This window comes from Mesorhizobium sp. P3_A10, from assembly GCF_056403175.1.
The window spans coordinates 60,145-86,365 of the sequence record NZ_JBFUFZ010000004.1 but is presented as its reverse complement, the minus strand read 5'-3'; the positions used below and the strand labels follow the sequence as shown (position 1 = coordinate 86,365).

At 62.2% G+C, this 26,221-nt stretch carries 26 protein-coding genes; 9 read left to right on the top strand and 17 right to left on the bottom strand.

The genetic code is table 11. The features are described 5' to 3' along the window. The first annotated feature begins 2 nt into the window (after positions 1-2). The gene (locus AC1DXU_RS17180; RefSeq protein WP_477370600.1) at positions 3-206 is read left to right on the top strand and encodes a hypothetical protein; all 204 of its coding nucleotides are present in this window, start codon (positions 3-5) and stop codon (positions 204-206) included. Positions 207-549: 343 nt separating this feature from the next. Then, positions 550-2,082, top strand: a complete 1,533-nt coding sequence (locus tag AC1DXU_RS17175; RefSeq protein ID WP_477370597.1) for a YifB family Mg chelatase-like AAA ATPase — start codon at positions 550-552, stop codon at positions 2,080-2,082. A 63-nt stretch (positions 2,083-2,145) separates the two neighbouring features. On the opposite strand, the gene AC1DXU_RS17170 is transcribed toward AC1DXU_RS17175, so the two are convergent. Next, positions 2,146-2,733 (bottom strand): TetR/AcrR family transcriptional regulator, encoded by a 588-nt coding sequence (locus AC1DXU_RS17170; protein ID WP_477310492.1) that lies wholly within the window; start codon positions 2,731-2,733, stop codon positions 2,146-2,148. A 162-nt stretch (positions 2,734-2,895) separates the two neighbouring features. Further along, positions 2,896-3,486, bottom strand: coding sequence for a DUF308 domain-containing protein (locus AC1DXU_RS17165; RefSeq protein ID WP_477370594.1), 591 nt, complete (start codon positions 3,484-3,486; stop codon positions 2,896-2,898). A gap of 166 nt (positions 3,487-3,652) precedes the next feature. Here AC1DXU_RS17165 and AC1DXU_RS17160 point away from each other — a divergent pair, with 166 nt between their 5' ends. Next, positions 3,653-4,168, top strand: a complete 516-nt coding sequence (locus AC1DXU_RS17160) for a GNAT family N-acetyltransferase (protein WP_477370591.1) — start codon at positions 3,653-3,655, stop codon at positions 4,166-4,168. 84 nt (positions 4,169-4,252) lie between these two features. On the opposite strand, the gene AC1DXU_RS17155 is transcribed toward AC1DXU_RS17160, so the two are convergent. The 11 genes from AC1DXU_RS17155 to lepA all read right to left on the bottom strand — a co-directional run bounded on the left by AC1DXU_RS17155 (position 4,253) and on the right by lepA (position 17,438). Further along, positions 4,253-6,424: a malate synthase G gene (locus AC1DXU_RS17155; protein WP_477370588.1), complete on the bottom strand. Its 2,172-nt coding sequence runs from the start codon at positions 6,422-6,424 to the stop codon at positions 4,253-4,255. A 292-nt stretch (positions 6,425-6,716) separates the two neighbouring features. Continuing rightward, positions 6,717-8,744 (bottom strand): hydantoinase/oxoprolinase N-terminal domain-containing protein, encoded by a 2,028-nt coding sequence (locus AC1DXU_RS17150; protein ID WP_477370585.1) that lies wholly within the window; start codon positions 8,742-8,744, stop codon positions 6,717-6,719. 163 nt (positions 8,745-8,907) lie between these two features. Next, complete coding sequence (locus AC1DXU_RS17145; RefSeq protein WP_477371586.1) at positions 8,908-9,273, bottom strand: endonuclease domain-containing protein; 366 nt, start codon at positions 9,271-9,273, stop codon at positions 8,908-8,910. A 99-nt stretch (positions 9,274-9,372) separates the two neighbouring features. Next, on the bottom strand, positions 9,373-9,996 hold the full coding sequence (locus AC1DXU_RS17140) for a CDGSH iron-sulfur domain-containing protein (protein WP_477370582.1): 624 nt from the start codon (positions 9,994-9,996) through the stop codon (positions 9,373-9,375). A 302-nt stretch (positions 9,997-10,298) separates the two neighbouring features. After that, positions 10,299-10,670 (bottom strand): hypothetical protein, encoded by a 372-nt coding sequence (locus tag AC1DXU_RS17135; protein ID WP_477310480.1) that lies wholly within the window; start codon positions 10,668-10,670, stop codon positions 10,299-10,301. Positions 10,671-11,079: 409 nt separating this feature from the next. After that, positions 11,080-11,427 (bottom strand): hypothetical protein, encoded by a 348-nt coding sequence (locus AC1DXU_RS17130; RefSeq protein WP_477370579.1) that lies wholly within the window; start codon positions 11,425-11,427, stop codon positions 11,080-11,082. Positions 11,428-11,500: 73 nt separating this feature from the next. Beyond that, on the bottom strand, positions 11,501-12,010 hold the full coding sequence (locus tag AC1DXU_RS17125; protein ID WP_477370576.1) for a hypothetical protein: 510 nt from the start codon (positions 12,008-12,010) through the stop codon (positions 11,501-11,503). Between the two features lie 4 nt (positions 12,011-12,014). Further along, positions 12,015-12,527: a hypothetical protein gene (locus AC1DXU_RS17120; RefSeq protein WP_477370573.1), complete on the bottom strand. Its 513-nt coding sequence runs from the start codon at positions 12,525-12,527 to the stop codon at positions 12,015-12,017. A 309-nt stretch (positions 12,528-12,836) separates the two neighbouring features. Further along, positions 12,837-13,454 (bottom strand): SLATT domain-containing protein, encoded by a 618-nt coding sequence (locus AC1DXU_RS17115; protein WP_477370570.1) that lies wholly within the window; start codon positions 13,452-13,454, stop codon positions 12,837-12,839. Beyond that, positions 13,451-15,199 carry a reverse transcriptase domain-containing protein gene (locus tag AC1DXU_RS17110; RefSeq protein WP_477370567.1) on the bottom strand — a complete coding sequence of 583 codons (1,749 nt, stop codon included), beginning with the start codon at positions 15,197-15,199 and terminating at the stop codon, positions 13,451-13,453. The genes AC1DXU_RS17115 and AC1DXU_RS17110 overlap by 4 nt, the downstream gene beginning before the upstream one ends. 433 nt (positions 15,200-15,632) lie before the next feature. Continuing rightward, positions 15,633-17,438: a translation elongation factor 4 gene (gene lepA / locus AC1DXU_RS17105; RefSeq protein WP_477370564.1), complete on the bottom strand. Its 1,806-nt coding sequence runs from the start codon at positions 17,436-17,438 to the stop codon at positions 15,633-15,635. A gap of 158 nt (positions 17,439-17,596) precedes the next feature. Between lepA and AC1DXU_RS17100 the strand changes: the two genes are divergently transcribed. The 4 genes from AC1DXU_RS17100 (at position 17,597) to msrA (ending at position 20,170) form a co-directional block, all read left to right on the top strand. Next, entirely contained in the window at positions 17,597-17,968 is a 372-nt protein-coding gene (locus AC1DXU_RS17100) for an endonuclease domain-containing protein (protein ID WP_477370562.1), read from the top strand. 259 nt (positions 17,969-18,227) lie between these two features. Continuing rightward, the gene (locus AC1DXU_RS17095) at positions 18,228-18,923 is read left to right on the top strand and encodes a DUF1223 domain-containing protein (protein ID WP_477370559.1); all 696 of its coding nucleotides are present in this window, start codon (positions 18,228-18,230) and stop codon (positions 18,921-18,923) included. An 80-nt stretch (positions 18,924-19,003) separates the two neighbouring features. Beyond that, positions 19,004-19,333: a hypothetical protein gene (locus tag AC1DXU_RS17090; protein WP_477370557.1), complete on the top strand. Its 330-nt coding sequence runs from the start codon at positions 19,004-19,006 to the stop codon at positions 19,331-19,333. Positions 19,334-19,444: 111 nt separating this feature from the next. After that, the gene (gene msrA, locus AC1DXU_RS17085; RefSeq protein ID WP_477370554.1) at positions 19,445-20,170 is read left to right on the top strand and encodes a peptide-methionine (S)-S-oxide reductase MsrA; all 726 of its coding nucleotides are present in this window, start codon (positions 19,445-19,447) and stop codon (positions 20,168-20,170) included. Positions 20,171-20,333: 163 nt separating this feature from the next. Here the strand turns inward: msrA and AC1DXU_RS17080 are convergent, their stop codons facing one another. The 3 genes from AC1DXU_RS17080 to AC1DXU_RS17070 form a co-directional block, all read right to left on the bottom strand. After that, positions 20,334-20,621 (bottom strand): GIY-YIG nuclease family protein, encoded by a 288-nt coding sequence (locus tag AC1DXU_RS17080; protein WP_477370551.1) that lies wholly within the window; start codon positions 20,619-20,621, stop codon positions 20,334-20,336. A 181-nt stretch (positions 20,622-20,802) separates the two neighbouring features. Further along, positions 20,803-21,807, bottom strand: a complete 1,005-nt coding sequence (locus tag AC1DXU_RS17075) for a cytochrome d ubiquinol oxidase subunit II (RefSeq protein WP_477370549.1) — start codon at positions 21,805-21,807, stop codon at positions 20,803-20,805. Positions 21,808-21,811: 4 nt separating this feature from the next. Next, the gene (locus AC1DXU_RS17070) at positions 21,812-23,173 is read right to left on the bottom strand and encodes a cytochrome ubiquinol oxidase subunit I (protein ID WP_477370546.1); all 1,362 of its coding nucleotides are present in this window, start codon (positions 23,171-23,173) and stop codon (positions 21,812-21,814) included. Between the two features lie 246 nt (positions 23,174-23,419). Between AC1DXU_RS17070 and AC1DXU_RS17065 the strand changes: the two genes are divergently transcribed. Together AC1DXU_RS17065 and AC1DXU_RS17060 are read left to right on the top strand one after the other, a co-directional pair. After that, complete coding sequence (locus tag AC1DXU_RS17065; RefSeq protein ID WP_477370543.1) at positions 23,420-24,346, top strand: ABC transporter ATP-binding protein; 927 nt, start codon at positions 23,420-23,422, stop codon at positions 24,344-24,346. Next, positions 24,343-25,104, top strand: coding sequence for an ABC transporter permease (locus tag AC1DXU_RS17060; protein WP_477370540.1), 762 nt, complete (start codon positions 24,343-24,345; stop codon positions 25,102-25,104). The genes AC1DXU_RS17065 and AC1DXU_RS17060 overlap by 4 nt, the downstream gene beginning before the upstream one ends. Positions 25,105-25,120: 16 nt before the next feature. Here the strand turns inward: AC1DXU_RS17060 and AC1DXU_RS17055 are convergent, their stop codons facing one another. Then, the gene (locus tag AC1DXU_RS17055; protein WP_477370537.1) at positions 25,121-26,158 is read right to left on the bottom strand and encodes a phosphatidylglycerol lysyltransferase domain-containing protein; all 1,038 of its coding nucleotides are present in this window, start codon (positions 26,156-26,158) and stop codon (positions 25,121-25,123) included. Positions 26,159-26,221 lie beyond the last annotated feature (63 nt).

The following is a 26,221-nucleotide window of genomic DNA, read 5'->3' as shown; positions in this document are numbered from 1 at the left end:
TCATGGGTGAAGCTGGTGATGGTGAAGAAGCCGTCGAAGACATCGACGGAAGCGAGATCGATCCCACCGAACGGGAAATCCGGCTTTGCCCCTATCGGTCCGATGACGTCGCCGTCGGTTTCCGCAATGCTGAAAAGGACCGTGTCAGGACTTGGATTGGGATTGTCGGGTTCTTTCCATACGGTGAGTTCACTTCCATTGCTTAAGGTCGGCATCCTGGTCTTCCTCGCCTTTGCGCCTGGACGCGCTGCGGATGTCCCCCGATCCAACGATACCATGGTAAGCGAGTCGGATCGGTGACAAAGCCAACTGGCTTTTGCCGTTTTCCAATGTGGTTAATTCTGTCTCCCGGGTGGGGCGTGTGAAGCTCGGCCTCGCTTGGTGCCGCAAAAGCCGTGCGCTGTCGGAAGGTGGCCTGGCGGCCGCGGGCGCTCCTATGTTCCCGTAATGTTCTTGCCTAACCCAAAAATCTATGCTTGTCTTCCTTTGACGTCGCTCACGGCCCGGTTGCATCGGCTTTGAGCGAGCCTGTATCCGGGGGCAGAGAAAATGGTGGCGCGGGTTCGCACGGTCGCTTTCCAGGGCATCGAGGCCGTGCCGGTCGACGTGCAGGTGATGATCGCGCCGGGCAAGGTCAACATGCATATCGTCGGCCTGGCCGACAAGGCGGTGGCCGAAAGCCGCGAGCGGGTGCAGGCGGCATTGCATGCTTCCGGCCTGTCGATGCCGTCGAAGAAGGTGACGGTCAATCTGGCGCCGGCTGACCTGCCAAAGGAAGGCAGCCATTACGATCTGCCGATCGCGCTCGGCCTGATGGCAGCCCTCGGTGCCATCCCGGGCGACATGCTGGCCGGCTATGTCGTGCTCGGCGAACTCTCGCTCGACGGCACCATTGCCGCAGTGGCCGGTGCGTTGCCAGCGGCGATCGGTGCCAATGCCGAGGGAAAAGGGCTGATCTGCCCGTTCGGCTGCGGCCCGGAGGCGGCCTGGGCCGGCAAGGATTTCGACATATTGGCGCCGCGCAGCCTGATTGCGATTGCCAATCATTTTCGCGGCACGCAGGTGCTGTCGCGGCCCGAGGCCGGCATCCACGCCTCGGCGCGCGACCTGCCTGACCTCTCCGACATCAAGGGCCAGGAGACCGCCAAGCGGGCGCTGGAAGTGGCGGCGGCCGGTGGCCACAATCTGCTGATGGTCGGCCCGCCAGGCTCAGGCAAGTCGATGCTGGCGCAGCGGCTGCCGTCGATCCTGCCGCCCCTGGCGCCGAAGGAGCTTTTGGAGGTCTCGATGATCGCCTCGGTGGCCGGAGAGCTAGGCGAGGGCAAGCTGACCGACCGGCGGCCGTTCCGCGCGCCGCACCATTCGGCGTCGATGGCGGCGATGGTCGGCGGTGGCCTGAGGGCACGGCCGGGCGAAGTGTCGCTCGCCCATCACGGCGTGCTGTTCCTCGATGAATTTCCCGAATTCACGCCGCAGACGCTGGATGCGCTGCGCCAACCGCTGGAGACCGGCGACTGCATGATCGCGCGCGCCAACCATCGCGTCACCTATCCGGCGCGCATCCAGCTGGTGGCGGCGATGAACCCGTGCCGCTGCGGCATGGCCGGCGAGCCCGGCTATCGCTGCCTGCGCGGCGAGCGCTGCCGCACCGACTATCAGGCGCGCATCTCCGGCCCGCTGCTCGACCGCATCGATCTGAGGATCGAGGTGCCGGCAGTGTCGGCCGGCGATCTGATCCGGCCTGATAGGGCGGAGAAGAGTGCATCCGTTGCGCTGCGCGTGGCCCGCGCCCGCACCATCCAGCGCGAGCGTTTCGAGCGGCTAGGCGTCACCAGCGCCACCACCAACGCGCATTGCTCGCCTTCGGTCATCGAGGAGATCGCGATGCCGGATGCCGCAGGCCTGTCGCTGCTCAGGGATGCCAGCGAAAAGCTCGGCTTTTCGGCACGCGCCTATCACCGGGTGCTGAAGGTGGCGCGGACGTTGGCCGATCTCGAGGCCAGCGAAGCGGTCGGCCGCATTCATCTGGCCGAAGCGATTTCCTATCGCATGATGTCGGAGCGCGTGGCGCAGGCGGCATAGTCAAAGGGCATTTGAAGCTACACGCCAGGTCCGCTTCTCCCGGCCGATCCTCTTTTACCCAGCTCAATCGGTCGCGGGAATCAACTTCTGAAGCGTCGGCGTCAGGATCATGCCGAAGGTCAAGACATCGCCATAAGCGCGCGCGGAAAGCATTGCGCCATGCACGGTCGCCATGAAGGCCTCGGCCTCAACGCGTGGCGAAGCGGAAATAGACAGCGTGCCTTTCTCGGCACCGCGCTCGATGACGCCAGTCAGCCATTTCGAGAGAAACTGAAAATACGCCCGCACTTCCATGCCAACCTCCGGCGGAAGGGCCGGCAGCTCGCTGGCAAGCAGCGCGCAGACGCAGAACGGTATGCTCGCGTCCTCGATGCATCGAGCCCAGATGCCGGCATAGGTTCGAAGCAACTCCGGCGGCTCGGGGACATTGCGCTCTAGCCCTCCCATGCCCGTAACGGCATCCTCGAGGTAACGCCTGAGCAGGGTCTGCACGAGGTCGACCTTGCTGGGGAAATGGTGATGGATGCTGGCTTTGCGGATGCCGATCACTTCGGCGATATCGGCGTAGCTGAAGCCATTGTATCCGCCGGCGACGATGAAGGTTCGCGCGGCGGCCAGGATCTCATCGGCGGTGTTTGAAGGCTTGCTCATAACTTGCTCCGCAGAGGGCTCCTCCCTACTTAGCGGGTCACCGTTTTCACGCAAACAGTGACCCGCTTTAGATTAAGTCTTTGTTTTGTTTTGACGCGATCCCGGACGGAGGCGACTGCGAAGTCGCCGAGCCCAATCGTTCGCGCTTTTCCTGGAATTTCTCTAGCTTGCGACCCGCGGCGACTTGCGAAGGACGTCGCTGACCGACAGCCACAAGGCGGACACGAGGAAGTAGAAGGCGCCGAAAGCTGCATAGGGCGCAACATTGGCGATGCCAATGATCTCTGTGCCGCCGGCCATCTTGACGAAGAAGAGACCTGCCACCGCCGATTGGGCGCCGCTCAGGATCATCGCCCATTGCGCACCGTTGGTTTTCCAGCGCCGCGCCGCGGTCAGGAGCTGAAACGCGCCGGAGACAACGGCCCAGACGCCGTAGACCGAGAGCACCGCGTTCATGCTGTGGCGAAGCGCGATGGCAATAGCGATCGCAGTGACGATGCTGGCGACGAAATTGAGCAATTGAGACTTGTTGCGGCCGAGCCCGCCGGTGCGCTGAGCGTCGATGTAATTCGCCAGCGCGTCCCATGCAGGGTAGGCAACCAGCATGGTGGCAGCGAGCGGTGGGCTGCTTTTCGCGACGGTGAAAGCCGCCGTAACCCAGGCTGCCGATACGGCAAACCGCAGATAATAATAGCTTTTGAGCCACCCGTCTGATGACGGGGCACAGCTCTGATCATTCATTTGTCCAAGCATGACGGGATCTCTCGTTTCAACTGCCTACCAACTAGTAGGTAGACAGCTAGTCGTCAAGCCGCCCAAGACCGATCGCCGATCACCTCGACATCTCATTTATGTGACCGGCTTTCGCGTCGGGGGGCCGCGCGTGCTATGATCGCGCAGATCCGCGGGGGCTTGGGGGATGATTTCAGTGTCGCCGGCGCGCAGCGCCGAAGACTTCGAGACCTTGGCAGGGCTCTGTCGCAAGCTTGCGCAATGGGATGTCGACGCTTCGGCGCCCCACGGCGTCTCGGAGGAGGATGTCAGGACCCTCTTCCAGCCGGAAACAAGCGGCCCCGAGCTGGCAATGCAATTCGGCGTGCCGGGTGCCATGGCGTTCATCGGGCGATCGGAGAGCCGGCCGGCAGGCTGCCTCGCCTTCGACCAGTTCACCGACACCACAGTGGAGCTTCACAGGTTCTTCGTCGACGCATCCTTCCGCGGACTAGGGATAGGTCGCGAGCTGATGGGCGCTGCATTGGCGGAGATCGAGAAAGGGCCGGCCCGCACGGTGCTGATCCACACGACCTTCTATATGGAAAACGCTGTTTCGCTGTACGAGGCGTTCGGCTTCAGGCCCTGCGCGCCTTTCCGCGAAACTCCGGCGCATGTCAGGCATACGGACGTCTTCTTGTCACGCTCGATCCATCGCGTGTGAGGCCACCGCAACCGGCGACCACATGCGGATCCCGCCTCAGATGCGGAGCGGCCGGTAACAGCAATCACCTCCGGCCGGGCTGATTCAGGCCTTCTCCCGCGCCTTCAGCTCCAGCCGCCGCCTGTGCAGCACCGGCTCGGTATAGCCATTCGGCTGTTCGCGGCCCTTGAACACCAGGTCGCATGCGGCCTGGAAAGCGACGGAATTGTCGAAGTCGGGCGCCATTGGCCGGTAGTGCGGATCGCCGACATTCTGGCGGTCGACGATGGCCGCCATGCGCTGCAGGGAATCCATCACCTGGATGCGCGAGCAGACGGCGTGGCGCAGCCAGTTGGCGATGTGCTGCGAGGAGATGCGCAGCGTGGCGCGGTCTTCCATCAGGCCGACATCGTTGATGTCAGGCACTTTCGAGCAGCCGACGCCTTCCTCGATCCAGCGCACGACATAGCCCAGAATGCCTTGCGAATTGTTGTCGAGTTCGCGCTGGATCTCGTCGGGCGTCCAGTTCGGACGCACCACCACCGGCACCGACAGGATGTCGTCGAGCTTGGCCTTCGGCCGGCTCTTCAGCGCCGCTTGCACGGCGTGGACATCGACCTTGTGGTAGTGCGTGGCGTGCAGCGTCGCCGCTGTCGGCGACGGCACCCAGGCGGTGTTGGCGCCGGCCTTCGGGTGGGCGATCTTTTCGACCAGCATCGCCGCCATCAGATCCGGCATCGCCCACATGCCCTTGCCGATCTGGGCGTGGCCGGCCAGCCCGCATTCCAGCCCGGTGTCGACATTCCAGGCCTCGTAGGCGGAGATCCAGGCGGCCTGCTTCATGTCGCCCTTGCGCAGCATCGGCCCGGCTTCCATCGAGGTGTGGATCTCGTCGCCGGTGCGGTCGAGAAAACCGGTGTTGATGAACACGACGCGGTCTTGTGCCGCGCGGATCGCCTCCTTGAGGTTGACGGTGGTGCGCCGCTCCTCGTCCATGATGCCCATCTTGATGGTGTTCTTGGCCATGCCGAGCAGCACTTCCACGCGATCGAAAATCTCGACGGCGAAGGCGACCTCTTCCGGGCCGTGCATCTTCGGCTTCACCACATACATCGAGCCGGCGCGGGAGTTTTTGCGGCGGCCGTTCGGGCCGACATCATGCAGCGCGATCAGCGCCGTCATCGCCGCATCCATGATGCCTTCCGGCACCTCGTTGCCGTCGCGGTCTGTTATCGCCGGATTGGTCATGAGGTGACCGACATTGCGCACCAGCATCAGCGAGCGGCCAGGCAAGGCAAGCTGGCCGCCATTGGGCGCGCTGTAGCTGCGGTCGGGATTGAGTTTTCGGGTAAAGGTCTTGCCGGCCTTGGTTATCTCTTCCACCAGATCACCCTTCATCAGGCCGAGCCAGTTGCGGTAGACCACGACCTTGTCGTCAGCATCCACGGCGGCGACCGAATCCTCGCAGTCCTGGATGGTGGTGAGTGCCGATTCCAGCACGACATCGGCAATGCCTGCCGGATCGGTGCGGCCGATCTGGTTGACGCGGTCGATCAGGATTTCGATGTGCAGGCCGTTCTTGACCAGCAGGATCGCTTCAGGGTTTTCAGCATCGCCGCGATAGCCGGCAAACTGTTTTGGATCAGCCAGCGTGGTGCCGCCGGCGCCGGCGCCGAGCCGCAAGGTGGCGCCCGAGACCGTCAGACCGTTGACGCCGGCCCATTTGCCCAGAGTGAGCGGCACCGACTCGTCGAGAAAGTTCTTGGCCCAGGAGACGACCTTGGCGCCACGCGCGGGGTTGAAGCTCTTGCGCTTTTCGGCGCCGCCGCTCTCGGGAATGGCATCGGTGCCATAGAGCGCATCATAGAGCGAGCCCCAGCGCGCATTGGCGGCGTTCAGCGCATAGCGCGCGTTCATCACCGGCACCACCAGCTGCGGCCCGGCGACGACAGCGATTTCCGGGTCGACATTTTCGGTCGCGACGGAGAAGGCCGGGCCTTCCGGGACGAGATAGCCGATCTCCTTCAGGAAGCTCTTGTAGGCCTCCATGTCGCTCGGCGCGCCATTGTCGCGGTACCAGGCGTCGATCTGCTCCTGGATGGCGTCGCGTTTGGCCAGCAACGCCCGGTTCTTGGTGCCAAGATCATGGACGATGGCCGAGAAGCCGCTCCAGAACGCATCCACTGCTACGCCGGTGCCCGGCAGCGCTTCGTTGACGACAAAGTCATGAAGCGCGCGGGCAATCTGCAATCCGGCGATCTCGACGCGATCGGTCATCAGGGCTTCTCCAGATGAAAGGCTTAAGTCGGCCTTTGGCATGTCAGGGGTGCAGGGTCAATTCAGCTTAGGGTGAAGGGGGGATTTTCGCGAATTGGCGCAGCTGCCAATCTCCCCCCTCGTGGGGGAGATGCCCGGCAGGGCAGAGGGGGGCGTGAAGGAACGCGAACCTCTCTGCGACCGATCGAACAGACCCAAGCCGTGGGGTTGAGCACCGTTGAGAGGCTGGCGGGACAGCGCCCCCCTCTGGCCTGCCGACCATCTCCCCCACGAGGGGGGAGATTGCTCTTCCTCACACAGCAATCCTCGGCCGGCCCGAGGCGACCGCCACCACATGCGCCTCGATGAACATGCGCTGGGCTTCGACAGTGGAAACCTTGAATTCAGTGGCGACTTCGATTTCAGCATTGTCGGTGCCGGCATCCTTCGCACGCAGGGCGACAATGGCGCGGACGTCGGCTTCGGCCGCCGCGATCGCTTTCCCCTCGTCGGTGAAATCGCGCACGGTTTCGCCCGAGGCCAGACGGAACAGCCCTTCCTGGGGTTGACTGACCCGCGCCTCGGCCGAGACCCGGACCTGGCCGACGACGGCGCCGAGCGCGTTGGCGACGTCAGTATCCTCCGGCACCACGCAGTCATTGCCGACCAGCTCGGCGAGGCCGGCATAATGCAGCGGCGCCGAGGCGCCAAGACCGATGACCGGGCGGTCGAGCGCGACGCTGAGCCTAGCGATGCCGGGATGCGAATCGACGGCGCGCTGCACCAGCGCATGCGCCACAGTCGCCGCGCCATCCAGCCCGTCCTCGGCAAAGGCGGTTTCGAGGATATATTCCGCCGACCAGCGCGTCAGCGTCACCAGCACACGTTCGGAAATGACCTCGGGCGAGGCGGCGATGTTCTGGCCGCGGCCGTCGCGCTTGCGGGCAAACAGTTCAGCACCGAGACGGGCCGCGACCGGATCCCAGTTGGCCTGCTTGCCCAGCACATGGGCGGCGTCCGAGGGTGTAAAGCCCGAGATATGCACCAAGCCGCGCGACACCAGCCGGTTCAGCGTGGCGTTCTGGGCGTTCGAGGTCAGCAGCCTATCAAGGGCGAGAGGGACAGTGCCGATCTGCTCGTAGAGTTTGGCTTCAGGCGCGGTCAGGCCGGCGGCGAGCCTGTCCGGCACGCCGGTGCGCAGCGCAAAGCGGCCATCCATGCGTCCGGGGTTTGGCGCGCGCAGCTGGCGCTCGAGCTCCGACGTCACCGCCTCGCGATGCACCATGCCGGCCAGGGCGAGCGGCACCAGGCGGCGCGGGCCGAGCAGGATTTTTGGGTTGAGCGCGCCATCCTCCAGCGCCACTTCGGAATCGCCGCCGAGGCCAAAGGTGCGCATGGCCACCGCCTCGACCATGGTGCGGAAGCCGCCGACAGTGGCGCCTTCCGGATCGAGCCGCGGGCGGCCACCGTCGAGCACGGCGACGTCGGTGGTAGTGCCGCCAATGTCGGAGACCACGGCATTGTCGAGCCCGGTCATGTGGCGGGCGCCGACGAGGCTGGCGGCCGGGCCGGAGAGGATGGTCTCGATCGGCCGCTGGCGGGCAAACGCCGCCGAAACCAGCGCGCCGTCGCCACGCACCACCATCAGGGGGGCGACGATCTTGCGGGCCTCCAAAAAGCCTTCGGTCGCCGCCACCAGCCGGTCGATCATCGAGATCAGCCTTGCGTTGAGCAGCGTCGTCAGCGCCCGGCGCGGGCCGCCGAGCTTGGCCGACAGCTCGTGGCTGGCGGTGACCGGCAGGCCGGTTTTTTGGCGGATCAGGTCGCGCGCGGCGAGTTCATGCGCCGGATTGCGGGTGGCAAAATAGGCGCAGACGGCAAAGCCGGACACCGAGGCGCCGAGTTCCGGCAGCGCGGCCTCCAGCCCGGACAGATCGAGCTTGGCCGCATTGCCGTGCACATCGTGGCCGCCGGGACAAAAGACCACCGGGTCGGTGCCGAGCGCTGCCTTCAGCCCGTCGCGGGCGAGATCGCCTTCGGTAAAGCCGATCATCACCAGTGCCACGCGCCCGCCCTGGCCCTCGACCAGCGCATTGGTGGCGAGCGTCGTCGACATCGACACCAGTTTGATGGCGGCCGGGTCGGTGCCGGCCTTCTGCAGCACGGCGTCGACCGCGCCGGAAATGCCGACGGCGAGATCATGGCGCGTGGTCAGCGCCTTGGCCTTGGCCAGCACCTTGCCGTGCGGCCCCTCGGCTTCCGACCACAGCACCGCATCGGTGTAGGTGCCGCCGGTGTCGATGCCGAGGAACAGGGGAGAGGGTTTTGGCTTGGCGGTCATAAAGGTGGGTCCGGAGATTTCGCAGTCCCCGCCCTTAGCCGATAGCGGGCTGGGGATAAAGGCGGGAGAGATGGGCCAGTGGAGGAGTTCGATCTCCCCCCTCGTGGGGGAGATGGCCGGCAGGCCAGAGGGGGGCGCGAAGGATCACCTACTTTGCCATGACCTAAGGCGCACCCTCGAGTCCGGCCGCAATCACAATATGCTGGCAGACATTGTCGATGTCGCGGAGAATGTCGTCGTTCCAAAAGCGCAGCACGCTCCAGCCATCCTGTTCCAGACGCACCGTCCTTGCATCATCGCCGGCGACCGCATCCGCATGCTGGGAGCCGTCGACCTCCACGACGAGTTTCTTATCCGGGCACGCGAAGTCGACAATGTACCCGGCAACAGGAAATTGGCGCCGAAAGCCAAGCCCCATCAGCCGGTGGGCGCGAAGCTCGTTCCAGAGCTTCAGTTCGGCATCGGTCATGACCTTGCGCATCGACCTGGCGTTTGCGCGATGTTTTGGCGGCAATGGCGTGTGGGGCATTGTCGATGCTCGGTGGTTGGGGAGTTGGCGCTCTACGGCGCCCCCCTCTGTCCTGCCGGACATCTCCCCCACTTGGGGGGAGATTGGCAGCTCGGTCGCCTACCCGACAAACCCCACCTTCTTATGCGAATTGTCGCAAAACGGCTTGTTGGCCGAATGGCCGCAGCGGCAGAGGAAGGTGCGCTGCGTGCGGTCGATCGTGTGGCCGGTGCCGGTGACGATTTCGACATTGCCTTCGAGCTTGAGCGGGCCGTTGGTGGTCGGCGTGACGGTGAGCGGGCCGTCCCGCGCCTCCAGCGCCGGCGTGTCCTTCAGCGGCGGTTCGCCGGTGGCGGCGAAGCCGGCCTTGATATGGCTGTTGTCGCAGAACGGCTTGTTTTGCGAGGCGCCGCAGCGGCAGAGCGTGGCGCGGTAAAAGGTCTCGCCGTTGAGCACGATCTCGGCATGGACGGCCAGCGGGCCGTTTTCCCTGATACGCACGGTGTTGACCGCCGGAGGCTTTTCCTGCGGCCCGCCATCCTTGCGGAGATAGGTGATGGCGCCCGACGGGCAGCTTTCGGCGATGGCCACCACTTTTTCGACGCTGGCCGCATCGGGGTGGATCCACTCGCCCGCCGCGTTGGGCACGAAGACGTGCGGGTTGCCCAGCACGCAGTTGCGTGAATGGATGCAGCGTTTGCCGGAAAAACCGACGTCGACCTTGTCGCTTTGAACCACTGCCATCGCCATGCTCCTGTTTTTCGCCGGCAGGCTATGGCTGTAGCCGGAAGCGCGTCAAGCTAGCTGAGAGGCTGGGCGCGACCTTTGCGATGGGCGAAGGCCAGGGTGACAGCCAATCTCCCCCCTCGTGGGGGAGATGTCCGGTAGGACAGAGGGGGGCGCGAAGGATCGCGGCCCTGCTGTCGTTCGGGCAGGCAAAATTCCCCAAGGCGGGGCTGGTAGGTTGAGACGTCGGCGGGACAGCGCCCCCCTCTGCCCTGCCGGGCATCTCCCCCACACGGGGGGAGATCAGCAGCGTCACCGCCTCACGGCACCAGTTCGATTTCCTCGGTCTCGCCGCCGGTGCAGGTGTAGCAGCAGTCTTCGCACTTTTCCTTGTTGCCTGGGCCGACGCCCCAATAGGTCTGCTCGTCGCCGTCGACCCAGGCGCCGTAGCAGATTGATTCGCCGTCATTGCACGACAAAGGGATCGACTTGGTCTCGCCGTCGTCGAGATAGAAATCCTTGCCATCGCCCGGCCAGACATAGTCGCGGTCCTGGCTGTAGAGCTCGACGCGCATGGCGTTGGGATGGCTGTTCTTGATTTCGAACGTGACATCGCCGGCATGTGCCGCCGGCGCGAACAGCGCGGCAAGCGAAAGCGCGAGAACGACGCGGCGCGTGGTGGCAAAAAACATGGCAATCTCCCCTGGATGAGAATCGGCCCCCGGCCGTGGGAGGAATCATTACATGATGTGCGGAGGGGCGGAAGTCAGGATCGGCTAATGCGGTCCTGATTTGTGCGTCGGTGCGATTGGCGAAAGCCGGGGTGACGGCCAATCTCCCCCCTCGTGGGGGAGATGTCCGGCAGGACAGAGGGGGGCGCTGTCCCGCCGGCATCTCAATCGAATACAACTGTGCCTTCACACTGTTTTGCGCGGTCGCAGGGCGCGAGTTTGGCGATCCTTCGCGCCCCCCTCTGCCCTGCCGGGCATCTCCCCCACGAAGGGGGAGATTGGCAGCTCGTGCCCTCCGCTATGGCTCCGGGCGTTCGTCGCTTCAATCGACAAATCGTTGTCGATTGATCGGCCTATGGCCGACCGCTCCTCACTCCACCAGATCAATCGTCTCCGTCGTCTTCTCCACGCAGATGAAGCAGCAGGTATCACAGGGCTGGTCATTGTCCGGGCCGACGCCAGCCGAGATGCTGTCGTTGCCGTTGACCCAGGCGCCGTAGCAGATGTTTTCGCCCGGATTGCAGGAGATCGGCACCGATTTCTGCGAGCCCGGCTCGATCATGAACACCTGGTCGTCGCCCGGCCACACCGTCTTGCGGTCATGGCTGAACAGCTCGACCGCCACCGATTGCTGCCGCAGGTTCTTCACGAAGAAGGCCATGTCGGCGGCGTGGGCGGAGGTGGTGAGGAGAAGGGCGGCGAGGGTGAGGCGAATCATGATGGCGGGTTCCCTGAGGGGCGCAGTAGAGCACGGGCGGAGGAGCGCGTAATCTCCCTCTTTGAGGGGGAGATCAGCGCGTCACCGCCACATGCGGCGCGAACTTCTGGATCGCCGCGATGATGTCGGCGCCGCTCATGTCGAGCGAGGAGACCTCCATATGCACGGTGTTCTGGCCGAAGGGCAGCATCAGGTTGAGCGCGTTGGCCAGCGCGTATTTGATCTCGTCGGGCGGCGCCTCGGCCAATTCGAAATTGACCATGCCCGACCCCTTGCCGGAGGTGAGGCGCACGCTCTGCACCTTGTCCCAGGGCACCAGCACGTCGCCGAGGCGACGGTCGCGAAAGCCCTTTTCGTCGAGCACGACCTTGACCGAAGTGTCGAAGGCGCCGCGCGCGAGGAAATAGCCGAACCCGAGGAAGCCAAGCGCCAGCATCGCCACCAGCAGCACCCGCCCGCCATCGGCGCCGGTGACCAGCCCCTTGAGCGTGTAGAAGCCGAAGATCGCCGCGAACAAGAGCGCCCCGAAGGCGGAAGACATCTTGCCGGTGGGACTGTTGCGGAGTTCGACGGGGGCGGACATGCGCTCAGCGTTCGGACTTCAGCAAGTTCCAGATCCAGCCGACGAAGGTCAGCACCAGGAACGGATAGCCGGCGGCTGGCAAGGGCGAGGATGTCGGCAGCAAGGGCGCGCCCCAGAGGATTTTGCCAACCGACACGGCAAACAGAAGGGCCGCAATGAGGCCGGTGAGACGCATCCACAAGGCGAAGGTTTTTGGCGCGCTGATCAGGACCAGGGCTGCCGCCCACAGCGAGATACCGCCAGCATAGGCGGGAACGCTGGCCTCGAGGCCTGCCGCATTGCCGGCCAAAAGCAGGCTCTCGCCAGCGACGAAGGTCAGGAACCCGGCGGCGACGCAGTCATTGCCCTGCCGCTGATACTTCATCGTCAACAGGGCAGCTGCCACCACGAGGGCGACGCCATCGATCGCCCACAGCGTTTCGCGCAGTTCCGCGCTGGCCACAAAAGTGCCGGCAAGGCCAAGAGCGCCGCCGATGGCGAGGCCGATCGCGGCGACGATATCCAGATTAGAGCGCATCGAAACCTCCCCTAAGCCGGGCTCAAGGATAGTTCAGGATGGGAGGTTCTCCAAGCGGCGCGCGATGAGGAGGGTGCGAGGCCGTCGCAAAGCAAAAAAGCCCGCCCCGGCATGGCCGGAGCGGGCTTTGACTTAATTTGCCGCAGCCTTGTGATACGGCACAAACAAATGCTGCCACCGCCGAAAGCTTCTCGCGCTTGTTCAGCGTCGGCCTTACACAAACCTTTTCACACCATTCCGCTTAGCCCCAATGGCCGGGGCCAAAGGCGCCGATATTTGTGCGATGCCAATGCACAGAGGCGTATTGCATCAAGCGTTTCGATGCCCGGCCAGCCAAACTGCAAGGAAAAGCAGAGGCACACCGCACAGCACCATCAGAAAAGATCCATATATACTTAGCCATCGTCTCCTAAGTATGCTCTTCACGTCCGCATCAGTGACAGCTTCATAAACATTCCGCTTGCTCGTCTTAAACACGTCGAAATCCAAGGGATCGTGATTGAATTTGTATTTGTCCACGATCGCATCATATCGCTTGACCTGATCCGACAAGTCTACCTGCGCAGCCCCACCGCCCATCTCGATAAGGGCCTCAGCCTCATGATAGATGACACTTATCTCCCGAGCACAGGAATGCATCGCCTCTGCATGAGCGACGAGATTTTTGCCCCCTTCGATCAAACTCAGAAAAATGAGAACAACTGAAATCACTATTGATAGTATGTTTATCACTTTATAATCATCGACCGAAAAAATATTTAGGTTTAATATGCTAATAAGAGAGAACAATATAACATAGGCAGAACCTGTGGCGATCGCATAGTTCGTCCATATGTTTGTCTTCGTAAGCCGTTCATGGCAAGCAAAACGCGCACCTCTGGTTTCCCACATCCGATTTAAGCTCGGATACTTGTTCCATTCTATCATATCAGTCTAGCTCCAATAGCGCCCAGCGCTGTTGTAATCAATGTGTCCGGCTCAGACAATATTCGACGTCTAGCCAGCCCAGCTAGATGTCGCTTTAACCTCGAGTCGTTCGTGTGCGACATGACCCACAAAACACCAATCCAATCACTCAAACGAAAGCGAAATTTCGCATCAAACATGAATGCCAAAAACCCCTTGGTAAACGCAGAATACTGCTGGATCTGTCGAACGAACTCCAACGTATCTACGCTCTGCGCGCTCGGTATGCGCCCTATTCGAGAAATCATTATTGAAAAATCGACGCCATTCATCTGCCTAAGAATCAGAATGTAATTCATAGCGCAGGGAATAAATTTCTCGCGTTGTTGAGCTCGTTCGACTGCTCTCAGCTGGACGCCGCTCAGGCGCCACTTCGCTAGGTACCGTATCGCCGCGAGCTTCAAATTATAAGAGTTGTCTCCATTTATTATCTGGATACACCGTCTGTAAATTATGGCGCTTCTCTTGGTCATATAGCGGCAGGCTTCAAGCAACGTGCACTCATGATACTCATAGATATTCGCATCACTCGATAGATATGAATATATCTGCGCCATATTATATGAAAAATTTGGAAAACGCTTGGCGGTTCGAACAAAAATTTCGGAATAGCGCGGATCGGCGTTCTTGACGATCACGTGAGTTAGAATCCCGATGTAGGCTGTGGACCCATAGTACATTAGGGAATTCATCCACATTCGGGTAGCTCTCTCTAGCAAGCCTGTCCGGTTCTCGAAGCGTCGAGCTAACGCCTCACCGCTGCCAGTGCTACTTCCGACTCTGGCGAGTTTGGCGACGGCGATGGACGTCGCAAATGTTGGCGCGGGATGGGCAGCCCTAATCGCCTTTATCTGATCGATTCTACTATCAAAAAGGAGTTCTTTGATTTCAACTTGGCCGAGAACCTTTGTTTTTGCTGACTGAACACTAAGATGTATCTTCCTGAGCTCGGATTCCAATAGAAGTATGGCTTTGATAGCGTCGTTTTTGTTTTTACAGAAAACGCGTATATCGTCCATGTATCGAAGATATACGATCCCAGAGGTCCAGGGATGAGATGAGATAGCCTTATCCACAGGCATCAGAAAGATATTACCTAGGAAACTGGAGATACCACTTCCTTGAGGTATACCACGCTTAGGGCGGTGGCCCGTTGGCGTTGCCACGGTCCATGAACACAGGGCCTCTATCAACATGTTGACAGTTCGATGATCCTGTGGATGGAATTTAAGTAAGAGATCCCTAAGTATGTCTAGGTTAATATTCTCGAAGTAGGCCGATATGTCGGTCACAGCTAGGTATTTATGACCACTGTCGAACGCCTTCTTTGAGAGCGCATCAAACTCTCGCCAGTTGTAATACCATGAAGAAAATGGAGATATCCTACTATTTACGAAAGAGCCCTTTAGGAAAGGGATGGCTATCTCGTCGATTTCCTCGAAAAAGTCACCGCTGCGGTAAGGGCGTCGAACCCGATAGCTAAGCACTCCGTCGACGAGAGCAGCGTCTAAAGCTGGTGCCAGAAGGGTAGTAATCGCCCAAAGAGTAACTCGATCTCGAAGTGCGATAATCGATCCAGGCCGCGTGCCGTGTGGACCCTTCGGGATAGAAATAGGCCTTATTTCAGAGAACCGATATTCGCCCAGCGCAAGCGAGCGCGTGGTATCAGCGATATGACTCGAAAGATTCGAGGCGAAGCACTCCATCCCTAGGTCGTCGAGGTAAAAATCCTTTAGGACGTCGCGCCGTGTAAGGTGCCACCCAGCTAAGAGAGTTCTGGGCCGTAATAGTCGCTCAAATAGGAGATCTTCTATGGCCAAAATAATTGCGCTGGAGCGGGAGTGGTATAAATTCAGATGCAATTAGGGATAGCACTTGATTCTGGCACCAGAATCAAGTGCTGCCCGAAGCACAAAGCGCCCTAGGAATTTAGGCTTCCTGCATTAATTATGCTTCACTAGATGAGGTGTAATACGTTGCACGGAGGCTGACTATCATCTCGGCAGACCCAGCAGAAGATCGGTATTGGGCATCCGCAACCGAAGAGCTGCGATAGATTTTGCCGATTGATGAATTCGTAGAGCTGGCCGCGATACCGACTAGACCTGGCCGACTATCCGTTTCCTGAACTGCTACCCTTTAGTCTCCCATTTTCAAGGCCTGAATAAACGCCTCCTGCGGGATATCCACCTTGCCGAACTGGCGCATCCGCTTCTTGCCCTCTTTCTGCTTGTCGAGCAGCTTGCGCTTGCGCGAGACGTCGCCGCCGTAGCATTTGGCGGTGACATCCTTGCGCAGCGCCGAGATCGTCTCGCGGGCGATGACCTTGCCGCCGATGGCGGCCTGGATCGGGATCTTGAACAAATGGTGCGGGATCAGCTCCTTCAGCTTCTCGCACATCTGGCGGCCGCGCTTTTCCGCCGCCGTGCGGTGGACCAGCATGGACAGCGCGTCGACCGGCTCTTCATTGACCAGGATCGACATCTTCACCAGGTCGCCTTCCTTGTAGTCGGTCAAATGATAGTCGAAGGAGGCATAGCCCTTGGAGATCGATTTCAGGCGATCATAGAAGTCGAACACCACTTCGTTGAGCGGCAGATCGTAGGTCAGCATGGCGCGCTTGCCGACATAGGACAGGTCGGCCTGGACGCCGCGCCGGTCCTGGCACAGCTTCAGGATGCCGCCGAGATAGTCGTCGGGGGTGAGGATGGTGGCGCGGATCCACGGCTCCTCGATGGCGGAAATCTTGACCACGTCGGGCATGTCGGCGGGGTTGTGCAGTTCCTTCATCGAGCCGTCGCTGAGCAGCAGCCGGTAGACGACTGAGGGGGCGGTGGCGATGAGGTCGAGGTTGAACTCGCGCTCCAGCCGCTCCTGGATGATTTCCAGATGCAGCAGGCCAAGGAACCCGCAGCGATAGCCGAAGCCGAGCGCCGCGCTGGTTTCCATTTCATAGGAGAAGCTGGCGTCGTTGAGGCGCAGTTTGCCGACGGCGGCGCGCAGATCCTCGAAATCGGCGGCGTCGACCGGGAACAGGCCGCAGAACACCACCGGCTGCGCCGGCTTGAAGCCGGGCAGCGCCTTGGCCGTCTGGCGCTTGTCCTCGGTGATGGTGTCGCCGACGCGGGTGTCGGCCACTTCCTTGATCGAGCCGGTGAAGAAACCGAACTCGCCGGGGCCGAGCTCGTCGACATTGATGCGGGCGGGCGTGAAGACGCCGGTGCGCTCGACCAGGTATTTGGCGCCGGTGCCCATCATGCGGATGGTCTGGCCCTTCTTCAGCACACCGTCGATGATGCGGACCAGCACGATGACGCCGAGATAGGCGTCGTACCAGCTGTCGACCAGCATGGCCTTCAGCGGGGCGGTGGCGTCGCCCTCGCGCGGCGGCGGCAGCTGGTGGACGATGGCTTCGAGCACATCGGGAATGCCGAGGCCGGTCTTGGCCGAGATCAGCACGGCGTTGGAGGCGTCGATTCCGATGACTTCCTCGACCTGCTCGCGGATGCGCTCGGGCTCGGCGGCCGGCAGGTCGACCTTGTTCAGCACCACGACGATCTCGTGGTTGTTGTCGATGGCCTGGTAGACATTGGCCAGCGTCTGCGCCTCGACGCCCTGCGAGGCGTCGACGACCAGCAGCGAGCCCTCGCAGGCGGCCAGCGAGCGCGACACTTCATAGGCGAAGTCGACATGGCCGGGGGTGTCGATCAGGTTGAGGATATAGTCCTCGCCATTGTTGGCGCGGTATTTCAGCCGCACCGTCTGCGCCTTGATGGTGATGCCGCGCTCGCGCTCGATGTCCATCGAGTCCAGCACCTGCTCCTTCATGTCGCGCAGCTCCAGCCCGCCGGTGGACTGGATCAGCCGGTCGGCAAGCGTGGATTTGCCATGGTCGATATGGGCGACGATGGAGAAATTGCGGATGTGGTCGAGGGGCGTGCTCATGTCGCGCGCTTTAGCAGGGGCGGGTTGCAGGGGCAAGCGGGGCGGGGGGTGGCGGCGCCTCTTGCCTTCTCCCCTTGTGGGAGAAGGTGGATCGGCGCGCAGCGCCGAGACGGATGAGGGGTGTTCCAGCGGAGTGAGGCGTTCGCTATTCTGACGTCATGCCACATCAACCTGTCCCACCCGCCAAACGCAGCTTTGCCCGTGCGCTCAGGCGCGAGATGACGGAGGCAGAAGGCAAGCTGTGGAGTGAATTGCGCGACCGCAGGCTCGACCAGATCAAATTCCGGCGCCAGGTGCCTGTCGGTAAATACGTCGCCGATTTCGCCTGCCTGGAAGCCGGGCTGATCGTTGAGATCGACGGCAGCCAGCATGCGGAATCTGATTCAGACCGGACCCGAGAAGCTGAGCTAAAGGCGAGAGGCTTTCGCGTGCTGCGGTTTTGGAATGACGACGTCCTGAAAGACATGAACTCGGTTTGCGACACGATCATCGCCTATGTGCGCGATGTGAACTTGCAGCCGTGGCGGTAGTGGCTCCGTCTTGCCTTCTCCCCTTGTGGGAGAAGGTGTCGCCGAAGGCGACGGATGAGGGTGTTCCAGGAAATGCCAGCGTCTCACTCCGCTGGAACACCCCTCATCCGTCTCGGCGCTGCGCGCCGATCCACCTTCTCCCACAAGGGGAGAAGGGAAGAAGCACCTACCGCCCGCAATCACAAACCAGTGAACGATGTAACGAAGCCTCCGCCGGCGGCGAAGTGGGAGATGAACCCCGCCGCAGGAGACTCCCCCAATGTCCGGATCGAAAACCAAACGCAGCGCGCTGCTGGCCGCCCTGATGGCGCTTGCCGCGACGGGTGCTGCCGCCGCCCAGCCGCTCACCGTGGTCGAATTGTTCACCAGCCAGGGCTGCTCGTCCTGCCCGCCGGCCAATGCCAATCTGATCAAGGTCAAGGACCAGCCGGGCGTGCTGGCGCTGTCGTTCAACGTTACCTACTGGGACTATCTCGGTTGGAAGGACACGTTTGGCAAACAGGAATTCACCCAGCGCCAGGTCAGCTACGAGCCGGCGCTCGGCCGCTCCGGCCCGTTCACGCCGCAAGTGGTGGTCAATGGCGATGCCGACGCGGTGGGTGCCGCACCGGGCGAAATCGAGCAGCTGATTTCCTCGAGCAGCCGCGCCAAGGGACCCTCGCTGTCGCTTGACGGCGGCAAGATCAGCATCGGCGCTGGTGCTGCGCCCGGCGGCAAGGCCGATGTCTGGCTGGTGCAGTACAAGCAAGGCGTCGTCGAGGTGCCGGTGGCACGCGGCGAAAACACCGGGCGCACGCTGCCGCACGCCAATGTCGTGCATGCGCTGCAAAGGATAGGCAGCTGGAGCGGCGATGCCACCACGCTGCCGCTGCCGGCGGCGTCTGGTGGGCTCAGCACCGCGGTGCTGGTGCAGACGCCGGGTGGCGGACCGATCCTGGCCGCCGCGACCAACTGATTTCAAGATTTGCGCAACGCCGCATGAGCGGCGCCGCACTGCCGGCCGCATCCGCGCGCCACCAACCCAAGGAGACTTCCATGACCAATTCTCGCCTGACGCTGCCGGCCCTTGCCCTGGCGCTGTGTTCGACGGCGCTGTTTGCCGGCGGCATCGCCCGCGCCGAAGATGCCATGAAGCCGGCCACGCCGATCACCACCGACGCGATGAAGCCGGCCACGGACGCCATGAAACCGGCGACCGATGCCATGAAACCCGCCACGGATGCGATGAAGCCCGTCGATCCGATGGCGACCAATGCGATGAAGCTAGCGACGGATGCGATGAAGCCGGCAGTAGCGCCCGCGGCCGATGCGATGAAACCGGCGGATGCGATGAAGCCGGCGGACGCGATGGCGCCCGCGCAATAGGTGCTTAGGCCGGGGCCTGGCCGCCCGGCGGCCGGGCCAGCGCACGGCAATTTGAGAAACCAGGCGGGACGATCTGTCGTATAGTCTTCGCCACCATCAAGGAGATCAGACATGACCGGCATTGCAAAGACGAGATCGCCGAGCTTCGCCAAGGGCGCGCTCGCCGCCCTCATCCTGGCGGCGGCAGGTGCCGCCTTCTGGCAGAGCCCGGCCGTCTCGGCCGAGGACGCGGTGGTGATCCCGCCGCCGGCGATGGACGAAAAGGCAGCCAGCGGCACAGAAACGGCGATCTTCGCCGGCGGCTGCTTCTGGGGCGTGCAAGGCGTGTTCCAGCACGTCAAGGGCGTGACCAAGGCGGTCTCGGGCTATACGGGCGGCGACAAGGACACCGCCGTCTACGAGACCGTCGGCAGCGGCCGCACCGGGCACGCCGAATCCGTCGAGATCACCTATGAGCCGTCGAAGGTCACCTATGGCCAGCTGCTGCAGGTGTATTTCTCGGTGGCGCACAACCCGACGCAGTTGAATTATCAGGGGCCCGACAGCGGCACCCAGTACCGCTCGACGATCTTTGCCGAAAGCGACGCGCAAAAGAAGATCGCGCAGAGCTACATTGCCCAGCTCGACCAGGCCAAGGTGTTCGCCAAGCCGATCGTCACCACGCTGGAGACCGGCAAGACCTTCTATCCCGCCGAGAACTACCACCAGGACTTTCTGACGCTGAACCCGACCTATCCCTACATCGTCTACAACGACCTGCCCAAGCTGGCGAATTTGAAGAAACTGTTCCCGTCGCTGTACAGCGACAAGCCGGTGCTGGTGCTGGCGAGCAATTGAGGTTTGGCTGAGCGCTGGGGGTTGGAAGAGGAGCGAGGGCAGCGATGCCCTCCCTCCCTTCGTCATCCTAGGGCGGAGCAAGGAGCGTAGCGACGCAGCGCAGACCCTAGGATCCATGCCGTGACCGTAGTGCAGTGCTCCGGCGGTGCAAGAAACCGAGCGCCTACCAACCGGTTCCGCGAAAGAGCTCGAACCACTCCGGATTGGCCTTTTCGATTGCCTCGATCTTCCATTGCCGCGGCCATCGCTTCAGAGACTTCTCGCGCTGAATGGCATCCGTGATGTCGAAGAATTCCTCGTACCAGACCAGCCGTTGCACACCGTATCGGCTGGTGAACCCCACACCCTGGCCGGATTTGTGCTCTGGCATGCGCCGACCAAGATCGTTGGTGACACCGATGTAGATCGTGCCGCGCTTCTGGCTCGCGGTCATATAGACGTAGCCGGTCATGGTTTCAGGGTAGCGAGCGTCGGTGCGTGGACAAGAGCCATTCTGTTCCGTTGCATTCTACGACAAACTTCACGGCATGGATCCTAGGGTCTGCGCTGCGTCGCTTCGCTCCTTGCTCCGCCCTAGGATGACGAAGGCGCGAGGACTACGCCACCTTATTCGCCAACGCCCACCTCACCTCTCAATCATACGTCAAATCCGTCGCCTTCCCCCCAAACACGCGGTAGGCATAGAACGAATAGAAGATGATGACCGGCAGCACGACGACCGTGCCGGCGAGGATGATGGCGAGGCTTTCGGGCGCTGAGGCGGCCTGCCAGATGGTCAGCTTGTCGGGCACCACGAACGGGTAGAACGACCACGCCAGCCCGGCAAAGCCGAGCGTGAAAATGGCGGCGAGCGTCAGGAACGGCGTCAGCGCGTGGCGGTCGTCGGGCTTCGGCAGATGGAAGGTCTGCCGCCACAGCCAGGCAAACAGCAGCGCCGAGAGGATCGGCAGCGGCGACAGATAGAGCATCTGCGGCCAGACGAACCATTTGGCGAAGATGCGTGGGCTGGCGAAGGGCGTCGCCAGCGACACAGCGGCCATGCCGAGCGCCGCCAGCACCAGCGCCGTGCGCAGCCACAGCACCGCCTTCTTCTGCAACGCGCCTTCCGTCTTGTAGATCAGCCACGCCGCGCCCATCGCCGCATAGGCGGCGGCAAGGCAGAACGCCACCAGCGCGCCAAAAGCCATGCCGCCAATGTCGACATCGAGGCCGAGCACATAGACGCCGAGCATATAGCCCTGCGCCAGCGAGGCGATGATCGAGCCCAGGAAGAAGATGCGGTTCCAGCGGTGCTTCTTGCCCGCCGGCACCTTGGCGCGGAAATCGAATGCGACGCCGCGCAGGATGAGGCCGACCAGAAGCACGAAGACCGGAATGTAGAGCGCGGTGAGGATGGTGCCGTGCGCCATCGGGAAGGCGACCAGCAGCAGGCCGACGGCCAGCACCAGCCAGGTCTCGTTGGCATCCCAGAACGGGCCGATGGCGGCGATCATCGTGTCCTGTTCGGCGTCTTCGGCGGCGGCAAAGAGAATGCCGATGCCGAGGTCAAACCCGTCGAGGATGACGTAGATCAGAATGGCGAGGCCCATCAGGCCGGCGAAGATGAGGGGGAGCGCGGTTGGCCAGTCGATTGTCATCTTCTTACTCCCCAGCAGCCGGTTGCGACATGGCTGTCTTCATGACACCCGGTAGCAGCGAGTTGTCGCCCTCCTTCGCCGCCTTCAGCGCCAGATGCACCAGCACGCCGAGATAGGCGATCAAGAGCAGCACGTAGAGGATGAGATAGACGGCAAGCGTGAACGCGACATGGCTGCCGGCGACCGGACCGACGGCGTCGGCCGTCTTCAGCACGCCGGTGACCAGCCAGGGCTGACGGCCGATCTCGGTGGTGTACCAGCCGGCCAGCGTCGCCAGCCAGCCGGACAGCGCCATCGGCACCATCAGCAGCGCCAGCGGCTTGGGCAGGCTGTGGCGGCGCTTGAGGAAGAAGGCGGCTGACCATGAGACGATGAGCATCAGAATGCCGGTGCCGACCATGATGCGAAAGCCCCAGAACACGGGGAAGACCGGCGGATGGAGACCGGGATAGTCGTTGAGCCCCGGCACGACGCCGCTGGCCGAGTGCCGCAGTACCAGGCTGGCGCCGTCGGGGATGGCGATCTCGAATTTGTTCTCTTTCGTCGCCTCGTCGGGAATGGCGAACAGCACGAGCGGCACGTTGGGGCCGGTGTTCCAGTTGGCCTCCATGGCGGCGATCTTCTGCGGCTGGTGTTCCAGCGTGTTGAGACCATGCTGGTCACCGGCAAAGATCTGGATCGGGATCAGGATGGCGGCGGTGAAGACGCCAGTGCGCAGCGCCTTCCACATCGATTCCGAACGGTCGCCAGTGAGATAGCGCAGCGCCGACAGGCCGGCGATCAGGAACGACACCGTCAGGCCGGAGGCAAGCAGCATGTGGACCAGCCGGTAGGGCATGGACGGGTTGAAGACGATCGCCCACCAGTCGACGGCATGGGCGACGCCGTCGCGCATCTCGAAACCGGCCGGTGTCTGCATCCACGAGTTCAGCGCGATGATCCAGAAGGCCGAGACGGTGGTGCCGCCGGCGACCAGCACGGTGGCCAGCGTGTGGATGCGGTTGGAGACGCGGCGGAAGCCGAACAGCATGATGCCGAGGAAGGCCGCCTCAAGGAAGAAGGCTGTGAGTATCTCGTAGGCGAGCAGCGGCCCGGCGATGTTGCCGACGGTCTGCATGTAGCCCGGCCAGTTGGTGCCGAACTGGAAGCTCATGGTGACGCCGGTGACGACACCCATGGCAAAGGACAGCGCGAACACTTTTACCCAGGTGAAATAAGCGCGCATCCAGGCGCTGTCGCCCGTCGTGTTGTAGCGCAGCTTGAAGAACAGCAGCACCCAGCCAAGCGCAATGGTAATCGTCGGAAACAATATGTGGAACGAGATGTTCGCGCCAAACTGGATGCGCGACAGGATGAGCGGGTCCATGGCGGGCTCCAGCTGCTTCTTATGCCCTGAAGAATAGGCGCGAAGCGCGGTCTGGTCAAAGCGGCGTGGCGTCACGCGGGGCGCGTTGTCGCAGCACTTTGGGCGAAAGCGTCAGCACCCCGGACGAGCGGCATGGGTGGAACGATTGTCTACATTTGTCAGGAGCGGCATTGACTTCCAGCCGCGCGCACCGACATTCAGCGCAATAATAATCCCCAGCCTCTTTCAAGCAGTTGTTTTCCCGCCATGCCATCGATCATTTCCATTTCCGGGGTCACCAAGACCTACGCCACCGGTTTCACGGCGCTGAAGGAGATCAACCTCGACATCGAGCGCGGCGAGATCTTTGCGCTGCTCGGGCCGAACGGCGCCGGCAAGACGACGCTGATCTCGATTGTCTGCGGCATCGTCAACCGCTCGTCGGGCACGGTCACGGTCGACGGCCACGACATCGGCAAGGACTATCGCGCCGCGCGCAGCCTGATCGGGCTGGTGCCGCAGGAACTGACCATCGACGCCTTCGAAAGCGTCTGGGCAACGGTCAATTACAGCCGCGGCCTGTTCGGTAAGCCGGCTAACCATGCCTTCGTCGAGAAGGTGCTGCGCGACCTGTCGCTGTGGGACAAGAAGGACGCCAAGGCGATCACGCTGTCGGGCGGCATGAAGCGACGGCTGATGATTGCCAAGGCGCTGTCGCACGAGCCGCGCGTGCTGTTCCTCGACGAGCCGACCGCCGGCGTCGACGTCGAATTGCGCCAGGATATGTGGGCGATGGTGCGCCGGCTGCGCGAGGACGGCGTCACCATCATCCTGACCACGCACTATATCGAAGAGGCCGAAGCGATGGCCGACCGCGTCGGCGTCATCAACCGCGGCGAGATCATCCTGGTCGAGGACAAGGCCGAACTGATGCGCAAGCTTGGCCGCAAGCGGCTGGTGCTGGAGCTGCGCAGCCCGCTCGCCGCCATCCCGGAGACTTTCTCACACTATGCGCTGGAGCTGTCGCCGGATGGCGGACAACTGACCTACACCTATGACAACCAGGCCGAGCGGCCAGGCGTCGCCTCGCTGATCCGCGACCTCGAGGCATCAGGCATCCAGTTCCGCGACATCGACACGCAAAACAGCTCGCTCGAGGAGATTTTTGTCAATCTGGTGAGGAAAGACGCATGAACCTTCGCGCAGTTTGGGCAATCTACCGGATGGAGATGGCGCGCGCCCTGCGCACCGTGCTGCAGAGCATCGTCTCGCCGGTGATTTCGACATCGCTGTATTTCGTCGTCTTCGGCTCGGCCATCGGCTCGCGCATCACCGAAATCGACGGCATCAGCTATGGCGCCTTCATCGTGCCCGGGCTGATCATGCTGTCGCTTTTGACGCAGTCGATCTCCAACGCCTCCTTCGCCATCTATTTCCCGAAATTCGTCGGCTCGATCTACGAGCTGCTGTCGGCGCCGGTGTCCTACCTCGAAATCGTCATCGCCTATGTCGGCGGTGCGGCGACCAAATCGATCATCCTCGGGCTGATCATCCTGGCGACGGCATCGCTGTTCGTGCCGCTGGCCATCCTGCATCCGTTCTGGATGCTCGCCTTCCTGGTGCTGACGGCGGTGACCTTCAGCCTGTTCGGCTTCATCATCGGCATCTGGGCGAAAAGCTTCGAGCAGTTGCAGCTGGTGCCGCTGTTGATCATCACGCCGCTGACCTTCCTTGGCGGCAGTTTTTATTCGATCAACATGCTGCCCGGCGTCTGGCGCACGGTGACGCTGTTCAACCCGGTGGTCTATTTGATCAGCGGGTTCCGCTGGAGTTTTTATGGCAAGTCCGATGTCTCGGTCGGCATCAGCCTCGGCATGACAGTCGTCTTTCTACTGGTCTGCATCGCGATCGTCGCGTGGATCTTCAGGACTGGTTACCGGCTGCGCAACTGACGCGGCTTCGCAGAGCCTAGATCGCCTTGACCAGCCGCAGCAGACCCAGCATCTCGACATAGGTCCCCTTGCGGAAGGCGATGTAGACCGGCTCCTCGACGCCGTGAAAGCGGCGCTTGAAGGCCGCCTGGCCCTGCAGGTTGAACCTGCGGCGGTTGATCCATGGCGAGCCGTAGGCGCGCTGGAACGCATTGCGCCAGAAATCGCTTTCGAGAAAGCCGCTCGGCTCGATGTCGAGCATCGGCGACAGGCCAAGGGTGACGACCGAGATGCCCTCTTCGCGAAAACGGTCGACGGCGAATTTGGTCAGGCCGATCTCGGCATGCGGTGAGGCGTCGATATGCTTGCGCTTGAAGGCGGTGGTATAGCCGATGACCTTGCCGTCGCGAAACAGCGGATCGAAGTCGAGCAAGGCGACAAGCTCGCCCTCTGGACCGTGCAGGACGAAGCGGCGCATGTCGACGCCAAGATGATCGGCGAAAGGGCGATTGAGAAAGCCCATCTCCCAGCGCTTGACGATGCGGTCACCGCGCCAGTTCTCGGAAAGCCGGGCGATCTCGTCGAGGAAAATGGTCCGCTTGTCCTCGGCAAAGGAAAAGCCCTTTTTCAACAGCCAGCGTTCTGAATAACGAACGGTCTCGTTGCGCTTTCCGGAAAAATCGTGACCGGGCAGGACAAGCCTGGTGTCGATGCCGAGGCGGTTGACCTGATAACCGAGGCCTGCGAGCACGCGCGCCGTCTCCGCGCCGATCTGCACGAACCAGGGGCCACCGGCGGCTTCGACGAAACGCTTGATGTAGTCGGGCCGATCGGCTGAGTGAGCCACCGGGTCGCCGAGGGCGAAGTGGTGCTTCATCTTGGTGCCGAAGGCGATGTAGCCGTCGGCATCGCCGAAATAGGACAGTTTTTGTTGCGCGGCGGTCGAATAGGCGAGCGAAAAATCGCCATGCCGGCGAACCAGTGCCAGGCGCTCGACATGGCTCAGCTCCTGTCGCGCAACCTTGGGCGCGGCGCCTTCAAGCAGTCGGTCGAAATAGATGCGCAACGAGGGCATGGTCGAGCTTTCGCGTGCCGTGGGGTATGGAGGCCAGCCCAGGGCCTCGAATCAGTCGTATTG

What these genes read in the sequence shown, in the direction of transcription:
- AC1DXU_RS17055 (WP_477370537.1), bottom strand. Translation starts at nt 26,158, where the DNA reads ATGCCCTCGTTGCGCATCTATTTCGACCGACTGCTTGAAGGCGCCGCG.
- AC1DXU_RS17060 (WP_477370540.1), top strand. Translation starts at nt 24,343, where the DNA reads ATGAACCTTCGCGCAGTTTGGGCAATCTACCGGATGGAGATGGCGCGC.
- AC1DXU_RS17100 (WP_477370562.1), top strand. Translation starts at nt 17,597, where the DNA reads ATGCCACATCAACCTGTCCCACCCGCCAAACGCAGCTTTGCCCGTGCG.
- AC1DXU_RS17115 (WP_477370570.1), bottom strand. Translation starts at nt 13,454, where the DNA reads ATGATAGAATGGAACAAGTATCCGAGCTTAAATCGGATGTGGGAAACC.
- AC1DXU_RS17125 (WP_477370576.1), bottom strand. Translation starts at nt 12,010, where the DNA reads ATGTCCGCCCCCGTCGAACTCCGCAACAGTCCCACCGGCAAGATGTCT.
- AC1DXU_RS17135 (WP_477310480.1), bottom strand. Translation starts at nt 10,670, where the DNA reads ATGTTTTTTGCCACCACGCGCCGCGTCGTTCTCGCGCTTTCGCTTGCC.
- AC1DXU_RS17090 (WP_477370557.1), top strand. Translation starts at nt 19,004, where the DNA reads ATGACCAATTCTCGCCTGACGCTGCCGGCCCTTGCCCTGGCGCTGTGT.
- AC1DXU_RS17095 (WP_477370559.1), top strand. Translation starts at nt 18,228, where the DNA reads ATGTCCGGATCGAAAACCAAACGCAGCGCGCTGCTGGCCGCCCTGATG.
- msrA (WP_477370554.1), top strand. Translation starts at nt 19,445, where the DNA reads ATGACCGGCATTGCAAAGACGAGATCGCCGAGCTTCGCCAAGGGCGCG.
- AC1DXU_RS17170 (WP_477310492.1), bottom strand. Translation starts at nt 2,733, where the DNA reads ATGAGCAAGCCTTCAAACACCGCCGATGAGATCCTGGCCGCCGCGCGA.
- AC1DXU_RS17140 (WP_477370582.1), bottom strand. Translation starts at nt 9,996, where the DNA reads ATGGCAGTGGTTCAAAGCGACAAGGTCGACGTCGGTTTTTCCGGCAAA.
- AC1DXU_RS17165 (WP_477370594.1), bottom strand. Translation starts at nt 3,486, where the DNA reads ATGCTTGGACAAATGAATGATCAGAGCTGTGCCCCGTCATCAGACGGG.
- AC1DXU_RS17130 (WP_477370579.1), bottom strand. Translation starts at nt 11,427, where the DNA reads ATGATTCGCCTCACCCTCGCCGCCCTTCTCCTCACCACCTCCGCCCAC.
- AC1DXU_RS17120 (WP_477370573.1), bottom strand. Translation starts at nt 12,527, where the DNA reads ATGCGCTCTAATCTGGATATCGTCGCCGCGATCGGCCTCGCCATCGGC.
- AC1DXU_RS17070 (WP_477370546.1), bottom strand. Translation starts at nt 23,173, where the DNA reads ATGGACCCGCTCATCCTGTCGCGCATCCAGTTTGGCGCGAACATCTCG.
- lepA (WP_477370564.1), bottom strand. Translation starts at nt 17,438, where the DNA reads ATGAGCACGCCCCTCGACCACATCCGCAATTTCTCCATCGTCGCCCAT.
- AC1DXU_RS17110 (WP_477370567.1), bottom strand. Translation starts at nt 15,199, where the DNA reads ATGGAGTGCTTCGCCTCGAATCTTTCGAGTCATATCGCTGATACCACG.
- AC1DXU_RS17180 (WP_477370600.1), top strand. Translation starts at nt 3, where the DNA reads ATGGGTGAAGCTGGTGATGGTGAAGAAGCCGTCGAAGACATCGACGGA.
- AC1DXU_RS17145 (WP_477371586.1), bottom strand. Translation starts at nt 9,273, where the DNA reads ATGCCCCACACGCCATTGCCGCCAAAACATCGCGCAAACGCCAGGTCG.
- AC1DXU_RS17155 (WP_477370588.1), bottom strand. Translation starts at nt 6,424, where the DNA reads ATGACCGATCGCGTCGAGATCGCCGGATTGCAGATTGCCCGCGCGCTT.
- AC1DXU_RS17075 (WP_477370549.1), bottom strand. Translation starts at nt 21,807, where the DNA reads ATGACAATCGACTGGCCAACCGCGCTCCCCCTCATCTTCGCCGGCCTG.
- AC1DXU_RS17065 (WP_477370543.1), top strand. Translation starts at nt 23,420, where the DNA reads ATGCCATCGATCATTTCCATTTCCGGGGTCACCAAGACCTACGCCACC.
- AC1DXU_RS17150 (WP_477370585.1), bottom strand. Translation starts at nt 8,744, where the DNA reads ATGACCGCCAAGCCAAAACCCTCTCCCCTGTTCCTCGGCATCGACACC.
- AC1DXU_RS17175 (WP_477370597.1), top strand. Translation starts at nt 550, where the DNA reads ATGGTGGCGCGGGTTCGCACGGTCGCTTTCCAGGGCATCGAGGCCGTG.
- AC1DXU_RS17160 (WP_477370591.1), top strand. Translation starts at nt 3,653, where the DNA reads ATGATTTCAGTGTCGCCGGCGCGCAGCGCCGAAGACTTCGAGACCTTG.
- AC1DXU_RS17080 (WP_477370551.1), bottom strand. Translation starts at nt 20,621, where the DNA reads ATGACCGGCTACGTCTATATGACCGCGAGCCAGAAGCGCGGCACGATC.